Genomic DNA, 16362 nt, shown 5'->3' with positions numbered 1-16362 from the left:
TCGCTGGAAATGGGCAAGAGTAACATCTGCTCATGAGGTATTGAACAATGCCGTAAACAGAGGATGGGGCAGCGCACGATTTCCGGAGGAGAGTGACCGACGATGAAAAACAGAACACCTGTATTTTGGATATCGATAGCTATCGCCGCTGTATTTGTACTGTGGGGTGTATTGTTTCCTGACCATCTCAGCCGTTCCATGTTGTCCGCACAAGCGTTTTTCATGGAATCGTTCGGTTGGTTTTATCAGCTTTGCGCCACTATTTTTCTACTGTTCGCCTTGTTTCTCATCTTCAGCAAATACGGAAAAATTAAGCTGGGGAAAGATGAAGATAAACCTGAATTTGGGCAGCTGACTTGGTTTGCCTTGCTGTTCAGTGCAGGAATGGGGATTGGTCTGCTCTTTTTCGGCGTATCCGAACCGATATCCCACTATGCCAGTCCACCGCTTGGAGAAGCCAAAACGGATGAAGCCGCTAGGCTTGCAATGAGGTACACCTTCCTGCATTGGGGCTTGCATGCATGGGCCATCTACTCGACCATCGCACTCGCCCTAGCCTATTTCAAATTTCGCAAAGGCTATCCCGGATTGATGAGTGCCGCTCTTCGTCCACTGCTTGGGGATCGAACGAAGGGGCCAATCGGCACGACCATTGACGTGATTGCCGTATTCGCAACGGTTTTCGGCGTTGCTGCTTCTCTCGGTCTCGGAGCCGCACAGATAAACGGCGGGCTGAACTTCTTGACCGGTCTGCCGAACACGTTTACTATACAGCTCATCATCATCGCCATTGTGACCGTACTATTCATTTTGTCAGCATCCACCGGATTGCAGAAAGGCATTAAATATTTGAGCAATACCAACATGGTGCTTGCCGTTATCATATTCTTGACGGTATTGTTTGTCGGACCTACGGTATTTTTAATGAATTTCTTCATCACAGCTTTAGGTGAATACATTCAAAACTTGCCGAGTATGGGACTCAGACTGGCTCCCTTTAATGAGGAGAGAGCGGTCTGGGTTCAAAATTGGACGGTGTTTTATTGGGCCTGGTGGATTGCTTGGGCACCGTTCGTCGGCACCTTTATCGCCAGAGTGTCGAAGGGGCGCACGGTCCGGGAGTTTGTCATCGCGGTACTGTTCATTCCCACCCTCGTATGCGCCTTCTGGTTTTCAGTCTTCGGAGGAACAGCCATTCATTTGGAGCATTTTGATGGCATGATCATATCCGATAAAACATTAGAGACGGCTATTTTTTATGTATATGAGCAGCTTCCGCTTTCTTTTCTGTTAAATATAGTTACTCTACTGCTCATCGCTACTTTTTTTATCACTTCCGCGGATTCAGCCACGTTCGTGCTGGGGATGCAAACGACAGGCGGAAGTCTGAATCCGCCGAACGTCGTCAAAATTATCTGGGGCTTGATGCTGTCTGCTTCGGCGATTGTGCTAATGGCTTCCGGCGGATTAGAGGCCATGCAGACGGCGATCATTGTCAGCGCATTTCCTCTCGCTTTCGTGCTCATTATGATGGTTATCTCAATGTTGAAGTCTTTCACCAAAGAAGTTCCGCCTAAACCGAAGGCAGAACCCCAAAAAAAGAGGAGCCATGATAAAAAAGCAGAGGGCGAACTTGCCGGCGCGGCTGGAATTGAATAAAGAACCCCGATAAGAAAAAAAGGGCTGCCAGAGAGTCAGTTACACTGACTTTCTGGACAACCCCATTCATTCGTGAGAACTCTTATTTTAATTCAGCTAAAATCTCTTCGATTTTTGCAAGCTCAGATTGCAAGCCCCCGCCGCTTAAGTACCAGAGCGGACCATCTAAGTATACAATACGGCTGTTTTGATAAGCTGTCGTCTTTTTAATAATTTCATTTTCCATGTCATCTGCAATGTTGGATTGGTCTCCAACGGCCGCTGTGCGGTCGATGACGAACAATACTTGCGGATCGAATTCTAGGATCGCTTCAAAACCAAAGTTAGAACCATGAGAAGAAGATTCAATGTCTTCCGTTACAGGCTTAAATCCATAAATGTCATAGATATAACCGAAGCGAGAGTTTGCTGCAAAACCAGACAGGTTGCCTTCGTTGTACATCGTGACTAATGTACTTTCAAAGTTACCGGCTAATGCTCTAGCTTCTTCTAACGCTGAATCAAATTTCGCAAGGTATTCTTCCGCTTCCGCTTCTTTACCGAACATTTTCGCTGCTACATCTACAGAAGCTAAGAAGGTGTTCCAGTAATCGTCTTGGGATGTACCCACAAATACGACAGGTGCAATTTCTTTTAACTCTTCATAGAATGCAGATTGACGGCCTGAGATGAAGATAACGTCCGGATCAAGTGCTGCAATATCTTCAAATAATGGCGTTTTTAAATTTCCAATGCTTGTGTACTCATCACCTTCATATTTTTCAAGGTGAGCTGGCAATGTAGAATCTTTTGCAACCCCTACAATGCCTTCAACGCCCAGTGTATCTAACGTATCTAAGAATCCATAGTCAAATACTGCAATTTTCTCCGGCATCGTTTCGAATGTCACATCTTCATACTGATATGTAGCCGATCCATCTTGGCTTTCACTTGTAGCAACGGTTGGAGATACGGTCATTGGATATGCAACATCTTGCTCGCTGCCCGCTGCTCCCGTTTCTACAGCTTGATTTCCAGCCGCCGCATTCCCGTTCGACTCTTCTTTTTCATTTTCATCGTTCGAACCGCAAGCAGCAAGCATGACAGAAAAGACTAAAACGATGACTGCTAAACCCCATTTTTTCATGTTTCCCTCTCCTTAATCATTATATTTTTTCAATTGATAACGATTATCATTGTCGTTGATAACAATTCTCATTATATGTTCAAACCTAGCTGTCGTCAATAACCTAATGGATCAAATTTTCAAGAAATTTGAATTTTGTTACAATTGTGTTAAGGAGTTACGTATGTGAATTGAAGTACACACAAATACGGCATCCGTTTTGTTCCTGAATGGGAATTTCCATATCGTAAATTTCGCGCAGCGCATCCGAATTAATAATTTCATGCGTCGGCCCGTTTTTTACAAGCTTACCGTCTTTCAGCGCAACAATTCGATCCGAATAAACAGAGGCAAAGTTAATGTCGTGCAATACGATGACCACCGTTCTGCCAAGCTCATCTACAAGCTTGCGCAAAATCTTCATGATTTGGACGGAGTGCTTCATATCTAAGTTATTGAGAGGCTCATCAAGCAAAATATAGTCCGTATCCTGCGCAATAACCATCGCGATAAAAGCCCGCTGCTTCTGACCGCCTGATAATTCATCCAGAAATTTATCCTGCATGTCGGTTAAGTTCATATATTCAATGGCTTGATCAACGAACTTCTCATCCTCCGCCGTAAGGCGTCCTCTCGAATAAGGATAGCGGCCGAAAGCAACAAGCTCACGTACGGTCAACCTGACATTAATAAAGTTCGCCTGCTTCAAAATCGAAACCCGCTTCGCAAACTCAGAGGATTTCCACTTTTTCACATTGTTTTGATCCAATAAGACTTCCCCAGTATCTGCATCCAGCAGTCTACTTACCATCGAAAGAAGTGTAGATTTACCGGCACCATTCGGCCCGATAAACGATGTGATCGTCCCCGGCTCGATGGTTACAGATACATCTTCCACAACAGGCTTTTTGCCAAATCGTTTCGTTAATCCTTTGATTTCTATCATCCTGCTGCCCTACTTTCTTTTAATAATAAGTAAATGAAGTAAATACCGCCGACAAAGTTAATAATTACGCTAAGCGTTGTGTTCAGTTCGAAAATGTGTTCAACGAGGAACTGACCGCCGACTAAGGCGACCACACTAATTAAGCTGGCGCCCAATATTAAAATAGAGTGCTTGTATGTCTCTAAAAACTGATAGGAAAGATTCGCCACGATCAAGCCAAAGAAAGTAATCGGTCCAACGAGAGCGGTGGATGTCGCAATCAAAACCGATGATAAAATTAAAATATTCATGACCATCCGATCATAATGAATCCCAAGGTTCATCGCATTCTCACGGCCGAGCGACATCACGTCCAGCTTATCCATGATGAGATAACCGTAAATAAAGGCGATGAGTAATATACCGGCTGATATATATAACAAGTCTTTCTTTACGTTCATAAAGTTTCCGAATAAGCGGGTTTGCAAACTTAAATATTCTACCGGGTCGATCAACACTTGCAAAAAGGTAACGAAGCTTCCTAACAGCGTCCCTAAGATCATCCCGATTAATAAGAGTAAATAAATCGGATGCTTATCTGCTCGAAAGAGAAAACGATACAGTAAGAGTGCGAAGATGACCATGGCGGCGATCGCTGTACCGAAATTCAAGTATTTATTCATGACCCAAACAGACATCGATCCTGCAAAAAAGTATATTAGCGTTTGTACGACCTCGTACATGGAGTCAAGCCCCATGACGGAAGGCGTTAGGATGCGGTTATGGGTGATGGTCTGAAACACGATGGTCGAGTATGCAATCGCAATCCCCGTCACAATCATGGCCGCCACCCGAATCATCCGTCTTGGGAAGGCGTAATCGAATCCGCCCTTGATATCATAAAACCCGTATAACAATACGCAAATGATCGCAAGTACGGCTAATCCAATCAGCTTCGTGCTATTTTTGCGCATATGCTCTCCCCCTAAACAACATGATTAAGAAGATCACACTGCCGATCACTGCCACTGTTACATTGACTGGAATCTCATAAGGGTGAATCACAATACGTCCAATAATGTCGCATACTAACAAGAAGAAAACTCCTAATACGGCGGTATATGGCATCGTTTTGCGCAAGTTGTCGCCAAAATAAAGGGATACAATGTTCGGTACGATTAACCCTAGGAACGGAATCACTCCGACCGTAAGTACGACCGTTGTAGAAATAATGGCGACCAGAATTAAGCCGATGTTTAACACGAGCTTATAGCTTAAGCCTAAGTTTTTCGCAAAATCTTCGCCCATCCCCGCGACGGTAAATTTATTCGCATACAGATATGCTAAAATGACTGCCGGAACACTGATATATAACAGCTCGTAGCGGCCTGCAATAATGAGTGTAAAGCTTCCCATCAGCCAAGAGGAAATATTCTGAAGCAGATCTGCCTCGTAGGCAAAGAAAGTCGTAATGGATGACAAAATATTTCCGTACATAATTCCGATTAGCGGTACGAAAATCGCGTCTTTAAACTTAATGCGATCTAGAATCTGCATAAAAATGAATGTTCCCGCTAAGGCAAAGGCAAAGCTGAAAATAATTTGCCCCGTGTACGATATATTCGTAAAGAACAGCATGGAGATTAAAATTCCTAATTTGGCTGCATCTAACGTACCCGCCGTCGTGGGTGATACGAACTTATTGCGGCTTAAAGACTGCATAATTAAACCCGCAATACTCATGCCCGCTCCCGCCAGTATAATCGCGATTAATCGAGGCACCCGGCTGATGAGGAAAATTTGTGTCTTATCCGAATCCCAATCCAGCAGGTCTGTCACCTTGATATCAATGGCGCCTATAAATAGTGATACAAACGACAGAATGATCGTTGCAATAATTAATATCCAAAATCTCATATGTAACCCTCATCACGTGTTTATTCTCAGTATGATCACCAAAAGTCTAGCATGGGACGGACATCACGAACCATCCAGCATGATGATTAACAAAGATAATCATTCTCAATAAGGTGTTAAAAAAAATGGGCCCTAGGGCTTCAATATGAACATTCTGTTTGAGCTTATAACTGCTCGTCTACTTTATTTTATACTTTATCCTAAATGTGAGAATGGATCTTTTTGTTTTATTCATGGATTATTCATCTGAGCTTCACGATCTAATGTACCACAAGAATAGGCTGCTAGTGAACACGAAACTATTACCTCATCTTGTTTTTTTATAAATTTTGACTATTTTGTGAACTACCTGCTCAAGTCTTCTTCTCAAAATCTCTTTTTTTGCAAAAAGGGACCAAGCCAACGCCTGATCCCTGTTATCTAAATACCCGTATTTTAATAGACATCTCTTCTTGTAAAAGACCAGAAAGAGACAATTAGACCCGCCGCACCCCACACAAGCAGCACGAGGAAGGAAAAGCCGAGCGTCATCCCCGCAATCGGAGGATCCGCACCTTCCAAATAGCCGATCAAATTCAAATTGACCATAAACAAATACTTCGAGGTCTGCCAAGACTCGACCATTTCGCTGAGAATCATGCCGGCAATAAGGCACGCAAGCATAATCCCCATCCCTGCCGCCGTACTGCGAACGAGCACGGACAGCATGAAAGACAAGGTAGCGACCACAAGGGAGATAAACCACGCGAGTCCAAATTCCATCAATATGTACTGCCATTGGGGAATCATCTCTACGCTGGACGTATCCAGCAGCCCCTCCTGCACCGAAAAGCCGGTCAGCACCGGCGAATCCCAGCCCTGAAAGCCGAATACGGTCCCCGATATGACCGTAGACAGCAGAGCAAACATCGCGATGATGAACGATACGGAAAGCACTAAAGCGATATATTTGCTCAGGAGGATGCGCCATCGTCGTACAGAACGCGTCAGGAGCACCTTCACCGTGCCCCCGCTGTATTCGGAAGAGACGATATCCGCCGCAACCACCATCATCATGAGAGGCAGCAGCAATGTCGTTCCGTTCTCCACGAATTGGCGGACGAAAGTCGGTGCGCCAGGCTCAGCCGGGTTAATGTCATGCTCTAAATAGTATCTTAGCTGAGCAATTCGAATTTCCCACTGTTCCCGGCGTTCATCGCTGATACGGCCGCTGTCCATGCGGCCCTCCCAGTTCTCAATTTGCTGCTGCAGTGCAGCGCGCCAATCTAGATCGCCGAACCGTTTCAAATCTTCTTTTGCTTCCTGGTATTGGGCGTAGGTGAACAGTATGATGAGTACGGCAATAATGAACGTGACAACGAGCAGACGCCGTTTACCGGTCAGCTTGACCATCTCATTATAGACTAGATTAATCAATGGTTTGCCCTCCCGTCAGCTCCAAAAATAAATCCTCTAACGACGGAAGCTTCCGGTTCATCTCCAGGACCGTAATCCCTGCCTCGACCAGCTGCTGATTCCAATATCCCGCTTCCGGCTCTCTATAAGGGGTTATGACAAAGTTCCCATCCACTTCAACCTGCTCAGCCATTTTGCGGAGAAGCATGGTGCCCATCTCCTGAGGCATCAAGCGCCAGCGCAGTCGTTCCTGCTGCGAAAGAAGCTGCTGAACCGTATCGACCCGAATCACTTTACCTTTGGAGATGATCGCAACCCGGTCGCACAAGAGCTCAATTTCACTAAGTAAATGGCTGGACACAAATACGCTGAGTCCTTCTTTTTCCGCCAAATAGCGAATAAACTCACGCATTTCCCTAATACCGGACGGATCAAGCCCGTTCGTCGGTTCATCCAATATGAGAACCTTCGGCCGCCCTAACAGCGCTTGTGCGATCCCAAGCCTCTGCCGCATTCCCAGCGAATAGGATTTCACTTTGTCATGGATTCGATCTTTCAGGCCGACCCATTCCGCGACCTCTGTGATGCGTGCATCATCGATGTCTTTCGCCATGCGGGCAAAGTACTGCAAATTGTCCCAACCGCTTAAATAAGCGTACAGCTCCGGATTTTCCACGATGCACCCCAGCTGCTTCATCGCCTCCGGAAACTGCTTGCGAATATCATAGCCGCATACCTTGATCGTACCTGACGTCGGCTTGATGAGTCCGACCAGCATTCGGATCGTCGTCGTCTTGCCTGCTCCATTCGGTCCCAAGAAACCGAACACCTCTCCGCGATGCAAATCAAAATCGATACCTTGTATAATTTCTCGTTTGCCGATGACCTTCTTCAATCCGCGCACCGATAAGGTGACTTCACTCATTTCCAGCCACCCCCCATGCCATAATCAAACCCGCTGCCCGATCGGCGATCATTTGGTAACCTTCGGTATTGGGATGGAACATATCGGTATGCAAAAACTGCTGCACATCGATCTGGAACAAGTCGAACGTCGGCACAACGATCGTATGGTCATACTTCGCTGCCGTCTCCGCCGTCTCGTAATTCCAATCCCGAACAATCTTACTCGTCGTATCCGACTCGCTGTATTCGATAAAAGGATTATACAAACCGATTAAATAAATGGGTGCCGATGCGTTAAGCTCCCGTAGTTCTGTTAAAATCGAGTCCAGCTGACGTGTATACTGCTCCTCCAGCGGACGGATCGCTTCCTCTTCCATGTTCAGCAGTGTCTCCCCGCGCTGAAACAAATCATTCGCCCCGATGCTGAGAAACATCACATCGGCCGCCTCTGCTTCTTGGCGTATGGCTTCTTGATCCAGCATTGCGGCCAATTCTGTTGAGGTTAGCCCGTCCATTCCAAGGTTATTCAGTACTACTTCTTCTTCGAGCTGTTCTTGCAATTCATCTACGACGTACCCTACATATCCTTTACCTTCAGAATCGCCCGCTCCTCTTGTGAGCGAGTCTCCCAAGGCGAGAATCCGAATGCTCCCGTCATCTGCCGCTGAAGCCATGTTCTGAACAACCGGAACGGCAGGCCCAGCCGCAGGGACTTCTTCTCCCGTGCTGCCGCCGAACACATGAACAAACGTCCATATCAGTCCTATCATGCAGATAAGAACGGCTGCCCCGGACACCGCCATCAGCCATCCAATCCTTGTCCCTTTCAAACAGGCTCCCCCTTTTCTACGAAATGCCTGCACATCCCGCGCAGACGTTTATGTATTCTACTACCTTTAAACATAGCATAAAATGATGAAAATAAGATTAAAAATTAAGCATCCCGCAAAGTCGTCATGACAACGCCGATTTCTACCCTCGGCACATGCTCCAATAGAAGAAGGCTGCCCCCATCACAGAACTGCACCTCAAATGTTAGAGTCGTTATCTAATCATTGAGGTGTCGTTTCATCATGCGAAAGACAGCCTTCTCTTGCCTTGTAACGTCCGACCTTCTAGGTGAATATCATGCAGTAGTATGAAAAGGAACGAGAATAGAACAGGGAGTGTCGTTCATGTCGATTATCGAAGCTAATCATTTTATTTACACCGTACGGCCTGGAGACAGCCTTTACTCCATTGCCACTAGTCTAGGCAGTGCGGTGCAGTTCATAGAGCAGACGAATGCGTTATATCCTCCCGTCACGGATCCTGGCCTGATTTACCCCGGTCAAGTGCTCATCGTTACGGAATCCGGTCTGCAGCAAAAAAATCAAGTACGTCAAATCGTTAGTCCGGGTAATACGCTGTACCGGATCGCACAGCGATACAGTACCAATGTCGAGCTGCTTGCCGGTATAAATCAAATTATCCAGCCTCAGCTTATACTTGTGAATCAATTGCTGCTTGTTCCTGCATTTATTTATGAGGTCGAGAATGGAGACACACTGAATAAGATTGCTTTGCGGTTCGGTGTTTCGTTATCCTCATTGCTTGAGGCCAATCGCGGCCGTCCCGGGTTATCTCCTGATCTCATTTTCCCGGGCTACCGTCTCATTATCCCGCTTCCGACGTCCGCGAATATCGCTGTCACCCAGCCACTTCCCGGGGAAACCATCCAGCCCGGCGAAAGTCTGGAAGGCTATGCCCGTCTATTTGAAGGATCCGGCTTATACCGTATCCTTGACGATACCGGACAAATCGTAGCGAACGAAAGAGCTTTTCAAACGTTGGGCGGTGCACCACAGTTCAGCTATTTCTCCGCTGTACTGCAGCTGGACCGCACCCCTCGGACACCGACTGGTGAATTGTGGGTTTACTCACGCAGCCCGAGGGACGGCAGTATCCAAGATTTAGTCCAAGTGAAGGTTAGAATTGCTCAATAGCTTTTTCGTCTATCGCAGGAACAATCGTTCATGCGTTATAAGCAACAGTACAGAACGTGCCGATGGGAATCATTTCATACAGACAGCGATCGATGGACTCCTTCTCCCATTCTTGCAGCGGTGCGGACGATTCCATATGGAAATGAATCGTTGCCGTTCGTGCGTCATAACGATCATACGTCAGCCGGCCGCTCGGAAACATCCGGTTCATGATCTCGATGATTCCATGCTGGTTTAAGCTGCGCCGCATTGCTGCATTCCTGACGATTTCCGGAACTTCATGAATAACGGGAACCCCGTCGGCCTGAACCATATGGTATTCCTTGATTTTATAGCATACGTGCGAGAGTAAATATCCTGAAATAAACCGCTTTAAGCCAATCGCATCTTGTTCAGGCAGCGTGAGATCGTCATTCCAAGCATATACGGCGGCTGAATACTTGCCGTCTGTATGCACTCTTACATATCGCAACGCTGGATAGTGCTTCTTAATAACATGCTCTGACAACAACCGAGTTCCCATCGTCATCACCTCATATCCATTTTTGTTAACGCTTACATTGAATGAAACAAAGGCGCCAATCGCTATCCGCTACGATTCCTATTATATTCTTTTGGCGGTTGAAAATGTACCCGATCCATCTTTAAAATGAATAGTTTTCCTTCAATCTCTTCATGATATAGATGTCACGACACAACCAAAACCAGGGTGAATGAAATGGATTGGATTTGGAAATCAGTTATTCTCATATTGGCGGGTATGGTTTTACTGCGCATCTCCGGGAGAAAGTCAATTTCGCAATTAACTGTAGCTACAACCGTTATCATGATCTCGATCGGTACGACGATCGTACAGCCGATCGCCAATCACAATCTATGGAAAGCGATCGGTTCGGCATCCGTATTTATCGTGGCATTGCTCATCATTGAATGGCTTCAGCTCAAATTTGATTTCTTCGAGAGGCTTTTGAATGGACGAGCCATCACCGCCATTGAGAACGGACAAGTGCATCAAAAAAATTTGAGAAAAACCCGCATGACCGTAGATATGCTGGAAATTCGGCTTCGGCAAATCGGGGTCTCTAACATTAGCGATGTCAAAACGGCCACGATCGAGCCGAACGGACAAATCGGCTACGAGCTGATGCGGCATGCGAAGCCTCTGACCATAGGGGAACTGGAGCGCTCCTCGGATTGAAGTCCGGCGAAACGCTGGATCAGAGCATCTTATTCCAGGAAGTGAGACAAAACCATCATCCCACCTCTGTGAGTCCTCATTTGCAGTAGCACAGCATCGTGCCGAAGATTACACTTCGACAATTTTGAAGTTCAATCCAAGACAGAACGGCAGAAAAAAAGACCGCTAACACCTTTTTCGTGGGTGTAACGGTCTTCCTCTATTCTACAGCTTGAATTTTTCAACCAGCTGCTTCAACTGTTCTGACATCTCCCTCAGCTGATCCGCAGAAGCGGTCATTTCCTCTGCCGATGCGAGCTGTTCTTGCGTCAAAGAGGATACATGCCCCGTTTGCTCTCCCGCGCTCTTCACCACCTGAACCATCTCGGTCATCGCCGCAGATACCTGTTCCGTTCCGGCTGAAATCTCCTCTGTTACAGCGGATATTTCTCCAATCTGAGAGGCAACTTGGTTCACGGACGTCAAAATTTCCTGGAAAGCCGTTCCCGCATGTTGGATCGCCTTCATTCCATGCTCAGACTCTTTCACACCTTGTTTCATGTCCGAGACCGCTTTTTGCGTCGAAAGCTGCATGCCTTTCATCATCTGCGCAATTTGATCCGCTGAGGCTTGAGTTTGTCCCGCCAGCTTCTTGATTTCATGCGCGACCACAGCGAAACCCTGCCCATATTCTCCTGCTCTTGCGGCTTCAATAGATGCATTCAAGGACAGCAGATTGACCTGTTCCGATATTTCTCCAATCGCAGCGATAATCACATCGATCTGCGCTGCCTGCTCACTTAGCTCATGTATCGTTTGTGCAGTCGCCGTAATGTTGTCACGAATCGTTTCCATTTGGTCGGCTGCCAATTGGATCTGTTCATGTCCCGCATTCACCCGGCGGTCGGCCTCTTGCGCCAAATCGGATACTTCGGCCGAAGAATCAGCAATCCGCATCATGCCGGCAGACATTTCATCGATTGCATTCGAGGTCTGTTCCGCGCTCATCATCTGAGATTCGGCACCTGACGATAAGCTCCCCATCAGCTCCGCCACCTCACCGGATGCCGAAGCCATCTGGCGGGATTGCACCGATAATTCCTGCGATGACTGTGACACCTGCTGAGCCGTCCCCTGAATATGTTCGATCATCGACCTCAACTGACGTGACATTTCTACGGCGCTTGCAGCCAGGCTGCCGATTTCATCTTTTCCCATCTTACCGTCGTACGCGGAACGAAGATCGGCTTCCGAAATACGAACCATGAACTTGGCAAGACGGTCTATCGGTCTTGTGACGGATCGCGTCAGCAGCAGCGCCGCAACGGCCGCGATGATGACAACGATGATGCCCAGCACAGATGCAGCTGTCATAAAATTCTCTCTCATCCGGACAATCGCGGAAATATCTTTGCTGTACTTCACCAAGCCGATCAGCTCTGTTTTGGATGGATCATATAAAGGGGAAAATACCTCGATCTCACAGTCCTTCGTTTCCGACAGCAGTCCTGCGGTTTTTATTCGCTCCATTCGCTCCTCATCCAATACGGTCTGGCCAAGCTGTGCTTGTTCTTCTTGACGATTGGACTTCACCAGCATGCCGGAAGCATTATAAAGCGACAACTCAACGCCCAGCGTATGGTTCATTTCATCTAAAAACGTATCGTCCGCACTAATCTGCAGTGTACCGATCACTTCACCTTGATGGTGAAGTGGAACGAACGCACGTATAGAAATCCCGCTCGAACCAAACTCTAATCCGCCAATGGATTGCCCTTCGAGAGCTTTTTGAATGGCGGGTATTGCACTTTTATCATCACCGTATTTCTCGGGATTGTGGCCGCGAAACAGGACTACGCCATCCTTGTCGCCGATTTCAAAGACGTCCACCGCATTCGATGCTTGCGCCTCTTGAAACAGCTGTGCCACGACCTGCTTTATTCGATTCCGATCTCGGCTCATCACCGCTTCCTGCAATTCCGGCTTGGATGCGTTCACTTCCGCAACGGCCAGCAGTCTTTTCGACACCTGCTCGATCGTACTGTTTATCGCTTGCGTTGTCGATTCCATGTTGTCATCCATCAAGGCTTGATTTCCCGAGTTCATGCTGCTCATGGAGACGACAAACAATAAAATAATCGGCACGATGGCCAAAGCGAGAAATGCGGTCAACAGCTTTGTTTTTAGGTTCCACTTCATTCCATTCTTCTCTCCTCTCCATGTATGTCGCATAAGTAAAGCTGACGAGAGGAAAGCCCTCATCTAGAGTGTCGTACTTGTTATAGTGCCCATCTACTGGTCGTGCTGGCACTTATGATTCGTTGCCGACAAAATCGAATACCTTACAGCAGCCACTCTCTAGCCAGTGCTGTTCTTATGCTGCTTTCCTCATGATCATCGCACACCGTATAGCCATGCCACTGGTTTGTGATCCTTTTTTAATTATCGTCCGCAGCTGCTGAAATCATTAGAATCTACACAGCACGGACTGCTATAATATAAAGCAGCACTATTCAATCTGTTGGAACCAACAAAAAAGCGAAAAACCCGGCAAACGGGATTTTCGCTTTTCATTCTATACTTGTATGGAGGAGCTCAGATGATTTTACATAAAGGGGAGACTTTATTCCGCCAAGGGGAAACCGGGCCGCTTTACCGATTAAAAAGCGGTCTGCTGAAGATCGTTCGAGTACACGAGGATGGGTCACAATTTCTAGTCAATATCATCGTTCCTGACGAAATCATTCCCCATCACTCGCTCATCAGTCCCAATCCCAACTTCGGAACGGCCGCCGCCCTTGTGACATCCGAGGTAGAGGTGCTGCCTGGAGCAGCGTCGTATCAGCAATTAGAACAGCAGCCTGAACAGTTTCGAAAGATTGCTCTGCTTCTTCAGGACAAGCTGCGTATGATGCAGCAGCGGATCGACCAGCTGACAGAGGTCACTCCCGCGGAAAAACTCAGCAAGCTTCAAATCTGGTTCGAAGCGTATATTGCTCCTCTAGCCCTTACGGATATTCTTACGCAGGATGAAATCGGGCAGCTGATTGGACTACGCCGGGAAACGATCAACCGTCTGCTTCGAAGCCACACTCGCTCATCCTCTCTGCCGAAGAAGCGCTAAGCTCTGGCCATCGTCTCCCGCGCTTCGGGCATATTGTCCAGATTGCCTGATGGACCGAAAAATTCATAATGGATATCGGACGCCGGAATTCCCCATTCCTTCAATGCATCGTTCACCGCACGCATAAAAGGAACCGGCCCGCAGAAATAGAAGCTGGCATCCTTCGATGGAACGATCTCTTGCAGCCATGGCAGGTCAATATGACCCTCCTTATGAAAAGCTTTCAGCTCACGGTCTTGGTCCGTAGGCTCGTTGTAGCACCAGTAAGCGGATATTTGCGAATGGCTTTCCGCCTGCTTCTCCACATGCTCCTTCATCGCATGATAACGGCCGTTCCTAGCGGCATGAATAAACGTGACCTGACGATGCGGCCAGCGCTCCGCCAATTCGTTCAGCATACTGATCATGGGGGTTTGACCCACCCCGCCGCTAATCAGCACAACAGGACGCTCATCCTTTACATCTAAAGTGAAATCTCCACCTGGGGCAGAGAGCAACACCTTATCACCTTCCTGAAGATGCTCGTGCAAATATACGGACACTTTTCCAGCCGGAGTGTTCGGCGCATCATCCTCCCGTTTGACGGTTATACGGTAATAAGGCTTGCCCGGCGCATCAGACAAACTGTACTGTCTGATATGCGTATAGGTTTCCCCGGGAATCTCCAGCTTCACACTGACATATTGACCTGGAATAAAGGAAGCAATCTCCCTGCCATCCTGTGGAACCATATAGAATGAAGTGATGATCTCGCTCTCCTTCACCTTCTTATCCAGACGGAATGCTCTAAATCCGGACCAGCCGCCGGATTGCTGCTCAGCCTGCTCATACAGCTCCGCTTCGACACCGATGAACGCATCTGCAATGACACCGTACGCTTCGGTCCAAGCCTGTACAATTTCGTCTGTTGCTGCCTCGCCCAGAACATCTTTGATCGCAGCGATCAGATTCGTGCCTACGATAGGATAATGCTCCGGCTTAATGCCTAAACTGCGATGCTTGTGTGCGATTTGCTTGACCACCGGCAAAATTTGCTCGAGATGATCGATGTGCTGTGCCGCAGCATAAACCGCATTGGCAAGCGCCGTTTGCTGTCTCCCCTTTTTCTGGTTTTCATGATTAAAAATATTCAGTAGCTCAGGATGATTGGCAAACAGCAATTGATAAAATCGCTTCGTAATATCTACGCCGTGTGTTTCCAATACGGGAACGGTAGATTTGATGATTTCAATCGTTTTTTCACTTAACATATATTAAACTCTCCTCCCATTCGTCAATTAACTCTAGTATGATTTTAAGTCCCCCCCTAACTTGTGATTAGAATCACACCAAAACCAAATAATATTTGAACGACCTGACATATTTTATTTGATCTTATGGCAAGGTTATCCTCCTTTGGTCGACCGAAAGAGAAGAAAAAAGCTCAAACATGAGGCGATTCATCGTGAACGAACATCATTTACAAAAAAACAAATTGAAAAACCGACGGTTGGTTTTTAATATAAAAGTATCACTTCATCACCGCGCATACCGCAACGATTCCATAGGAGGTTCTATGAAAAGAGAAGAAAAACGCGAGCACACGAAAAAGCTGCTGCTTGACACCACTAAAGCGTTGATTCAAGAGAAGGGGTGCAGCCAGCTGACCATTGCCGACATTATGGCGCGTTCAGGACTATCGAAAGGGGCGATCTTTCACTACATTCGCAAAAAGGATGAATTGTTCACTATGGTGCTGCAGGAGAGACTGGACGACATCCATGCCAGATTTACGGCTGCTGCTCAGAAAGAGAACGCGGATTTAGAAGGACCGCTCGGCGAAATTGTCAGCAGTTATTCGAGTCTGCAGGATCCAGACGATGTCACCAATCAAATCTTCATCTACTTGCTGGGCAAAAGCGATATGCCGGAGGCTGCGGAGCTGACCCAATCGTTTTATGACGAATCTGTTAGACTGGCTAAAGCTTGGATCCTTGCCGGTCAGAACAAAGGAGTGATTCCTTCATCCGTCGATGCCGACAAAACGGCAGATTTGTTCGTCTTAATTTCGCTCGGCATTCGGGTTCGGAGCACAGTCTCTGATCGTTCATTTGCATTTACAAATCAAGACTTTGCCAAGCTTACGAAGTCGATGCTCAAAGGGCAGATCAACGAATAGCCGAAGGGGTG

At 47.1% G+C, this 16362-nt stretch carries 15 protein-coding genes; 5 read left to right on the top strand and 10 right to left on the bottom strand.

From position 1 onward, the window contains the following. Positions 1-102: 102 nt before the first annotated feature. The gene (locus ACFPXP_RS21500) at positions 103-1659 is read left to right on the top strand and encodes a glycine betaine uptake BCCT transporter (RefSeq protein ID WP_379896528.1); all 1557 of its coding nucleotides are present in this window, start codon (positions 103-105) and stop codon (positions 1657-1659) included. Positions 1660-1741: 82 nt separating this feature from the next. Here the strand turns inward: ACFPXP_RS21500 and ACFPXP_RS21495 are convergent, their stop codons facing one another. The 7 genes from ACFPXP_RS21495 to ACFPXP_RS21465 form a co-directional block, all read right to left on the bottom strand. Next, positions 1742-2785 carry a siderophore ABC transporter substrate-binding protein gene (locus ACFPXP_RS21495; protein WP_379896527.1) on the bottom strand — a complete coding sequence of 348 codons (1044 nt, stop codon included), beginning with the start codon at positions 2783-2785 and terminating at the stop codon, positions 1742-1744. 157 nt (positions 2786-2942) lie between these two features. Next, complete coding sequence (locus ACFPXP_RS21490) at positions 2943-3710, bottom strand: iron ABC transporter ATP-binding protein (RefSeq protein WP_379896526.1); 768 nt, start codon at positions 3708-3710, stop codon at positions 2943-2945. Further along, positions 3707-4663, bottom strand: coding sequence for an iron chelate uptake ABC transporter family permease subunit (locus ACFPXP_RS21485; protein ID WP_379896525.1), 957 nt, complete (start codon positions 4661-4663; stop codon positions 3707-3709). Before ACFPXP_RS21485 ends, ACFPXP_RS21490 begins: the two co-directional genes overlap by 4 nt. Beyond that, complete coding sequence (locus ACFPXP_RS21480) at positions 4650-5606, bottom strand: ABC transporter permease (protein WP_379896524.1); 957 nt, start codon at positions 5604-5606, stop codon at positions 4650-4652. Before ACFPXP_RS21480 ends, ACFPXP_RS21485 begins: the two co-directional genes overlap by 14 nt. Positions 5607-6041: 435 nt before the next feature. Beyond that, positions 6042-7022 carry an ABC transporter permease subunit gene (locus ACFPXP_RS21475; protein WP_379896523.1) on the bottom strand — a complete coding sequence of 327 codons (981 nt, stop codon included), beginning with the start codon at positions 7020-7022 and terminating at the stop codon, positions 6042-6044. Next, positions 7015-7926 (bottom strand): ABC transporter ATP-binding protein, encoded by a 912-nt coding sequence (locus ACFPXP_RS21470; protein WP_379896522.1) that lies wholly within the window; start codon positions 7924-7926, stop codon positions 7015-7017. Before ACFPXP_RS21470 ends, ACFPXP_RS21475 begins: the two co-directional genes overlap by 8 nt. Continuing rightward, the gene (locus tag ACFPXP_RS21465) at positions 7919-8737 is read right to left on the bottom strand and encodes a GDSL-type esterase/lipase family protein (protein ID WP_379896521.1); all 819 of its coding nucleotides are present in this window, start codon (positions 8735-8737) and stop codon (positions 7919-7921) included. The genes ACFPXP_RS21470 and ACFPXP_RS21465 overlap by 8 nt, the downstream gene beginning before the upstream one ends. Before the next feature lie 345 nt (positions 8738-9082). Between ACFPXP_RS21465 and ACFPXP_RS21460 the strand changes: the two genes are divergently transcribed. Then, entirely contained in the window at positions 9083-9892 is an 810-nt protein-coding gene (locus ACFPXP_RS21460) for a LysM peptidoglycan-binding domain-containing protein (protein ID WP_379896519.1), read from the top strand. Positions 9893-9920: 28 nt separating this feature from the next. On the opposite strand, the gene ACFPXP_RS21455 is transcribed toward ACFPXP_RS21460, so the two are convergent. Further along, positions 9921-10415 (bottom strand): hypothetical protein, encoded by a 495-nt coding sequence (locus ACFPXP_RS21455; RefSeq protein ID WP_379896518.1) that lies wholly within the window; start codon positions 10413-10415, stop codon positions 9921-9923. 195 nt (positions 10416-10610) lie between these two features. On the opposite strand from ACFPXP_RS21455, the gene ACFPXP_RS21450 reads away from it, so the two are divergent. Then, positions 10611-11090, top strand: a complete 480-nt coding sequence (locus ACFPXP_RS21450) for a DUF421 domain-containing protein (protein WP_379896517.1) — start codon at positions 10611-10613, stop codon at positions 11088-11090. 204 nt (positions 11091-11294) lie between these two features. Here ACFPXP_RS21450 and ACFPXP_RS21445 read toward each other — a convergent pair whose 3' ends face one another. Further along, complete coding sequence (locus ACFPXP_RS21445) at positions 11295-13268, bottom strand: methyl-accepting chemotaxis protein (protein ID WP_379896515.1); 1974 nt, start codon at positions 13266-13268, stop codon at positions 11295-11297. A 400-nt stretch (positions 13269-13668) separates the two neighbouring features. Here ACFPXP_RS21445 and ACFPXP_RS21440 point away from each other — a divergent pair, with 400 nt between their 5' ends. Then, positions 13669-14193 carry a Crp/Fnr family transcriptional regulator gene (locus ACFPXP_RS21440; protein WP_379896514.1) on the top strand — a complete coding sequence of 175 codons (525 nt, stop codon included), beginning with the start codon at positions 13669-13671 and terminating at the stop codon, positions 14191-14193. Here the strand turns inward: ACFPXP_RS21440 and hmpA are convergent. After that, a complete protein-coding gene (hmpA, locus tag ACFPXP_RS21435) occupies positions 14190-15443 on the bottom strand; it encodes an NO-inducible flavohemoprotein (protein ID WP_379896513.1) in 1254 nt (417 codons plus the stop codon). The two genes, ACFPXP_RS21440 and hmpA, sit on opposite strands and share 4 nt — an antisense overlap. 305 nt (positions 15444-15748) lie before the next feature. Between hmpA and ACFPXP_RS21430 the strand changes: the two genes are divergently transcribed. Beyond that, positions 15749-16351 (top strand): TetR/AcrR family transcriptional regulator, encoded by a 603-nt coding sequence (locus ACFPXP_RS21430; RefSeq protein ID WP_379896512.1) that lies wholly within the window; start codon positions 15749-15751, stop codon positions 16349-16351. The last annotated feature ends 11 nt before the right edge of the window (positions 16352-16362 follow it).

Source organism: Marinicrinis lubricantis, from assembly GCF_042658665.1.
Classification (GTDB): Bacteria; Bacillota; Bacilli; order Paenibacillales; family KCTC-33676; genus Marinicrinis; species Marinicrinis lubricantis.
This window is presented reverse-complemented; position numbering and strand designations above follow the sequence as displayed.